Annotated in this window: 2 protein-coding genes; one reads left to right on the forward strand and one right to left on the reverse strand. The window is 57.0% G+C overall.

The features are described from left to right. Nucleotides 1–27 precede the first annotated feature (27 nt). On the reverse strand, nt 28–378 hold the full coding sequence (locus G6027_RS09450) for a hypothetical protein (RefSeq protein ID WP_182636947.1): 351 nt from the start codon (nt 376–378) through the stop codon (nt 28–30). A 525-nt stretch (nt 379–903) separates the two neighbouring features. Here G6027_RS09450 and G6027_RS09455 point away from each other — a divergent pair. Beyond that, complete coding sequence (locus G6027_RS09455; RefSeq protein WP_182636948.1) at nt 904–1,335, forward strand: hypothetical protein; 432 nt, start codon at nt 904–906, stop codon at nt 1,333–1,335. Nucleotides 1,336–1,347: the final 12 nt, after the last annotated feature.

Here is a 1,347-nt window from a genome sequence, read left to right on the forward strand (position 1 = left end):
CACCCACACTCAGATGCGAAGAGCCGGTTAAACCGTGTCGCGTCGCCATGCCCACACTGATAGTCCCGCCGCCGCTGCCGCTGCGGGCGGCAAAACCCACCGGCCGATAGAGATTGCCCGCGCCTGCCAGAACTGTTCATCGCCCAGGAATTGAACAGTGCCGTCACTGTCTGCCAGGGGCTTGTACATCGACCATTCGAGGGGGACCCCCTGCCACGAAATCCACGCATTGACTGCTGCTGCCGTGATTAGCGCGGTGAGTGGAAAGGCGATCCAGAACCACGGAAAGCCCTCCCTGGCATGCTGGGTTCGGCGCGGCAGCACAGCTCCGCCGACCAGCACCACAACCAGAATTGCGAACGTGAACAGCCACCACATACCGGAACTATAGGTCTCAACTGCGCGGGACCCATACCTTCTTGATTTGCCAGACGTCGGTGGCCACGGCAGTGGTCCGCGCGCTGGCCGCGGTTGGTAGGAGCCGGGTGCCGCTTCGCTTGTAGTCTTCGGCTCATGTGGTGGGTGTTGAACGTTGCGTTCGTCGCGGTTCCTTGCGCCGCGGCCGCAGTGCTTGCGCGCCGCTCGAAGAGGGAGCGTAAGGGTTTTCCCTGGTTCTGGGCGATAACCATGTCTTATGTCAAGCTCCGATTCGTTTCCCTGCGCTCCTGGCATTGTTGCGTAGCCCGCTAGAAGTCTGACGCGCCGCGGGTCGCATCACCCCGTTAGGTAGACGTCGAAACTGACAATCCGATTACTGTCGACGGCAGTTCCGGCGAGCTAGAGAAAGCCCCTTGAAAGGGTCAGTTCGTGGCCGACTCGGCCACAGAATCGAGGGCGGTGAACATCAGCGCCTCAAGGTCTTCCCGATCGATCCTTACGTCCCGTAATGCTATCATTACACGTATGAGACTTCTCGACCAAACCTGGTTTTGGCGGGCATTTGCAGTTCCAGTTTTCTTTGCCGCGGTTTATGGCGTTTATGTCGCTTCCGATTTTTCTGGACCTGACATCATACAGATTCTTATCGGGGGGATCCTCGGAATAGTGGTTTCCTTTCCTTTCGCGCTGGTTTTAGGTTTCTTGGCCGTGCTTTCCGGACAAGTCGTGCTCGTGATCGCCAAGAGGGGTTCAAGACGATTCAGTTCGCAGCAGTGGCGCATTGCGTTCAGCGCAGCTACATGCGTAACGATTGCGGCAGCATCTGCAGCCAGCCTAATTAGAGTAAACTTCACAGGCCTTGGCTTGTTTACTGCCGTAGGAGTAATTGGAATTATTGCTTTCGCAAGTGCCTACTTATATTTCCCGGAAGATGAATTAGAGGCTCTTCGCATCTGAGTGTGGGTGAGG

It is taken from the genome of Dietzia sp. SLG310A2-38A2, from assembly GCF_014145095.1.
Lineage (GTDB): Bacteria > Actinomycetota > Actinomycetes > Mycobacteriales > Mycobacteriaceae > Dietzia.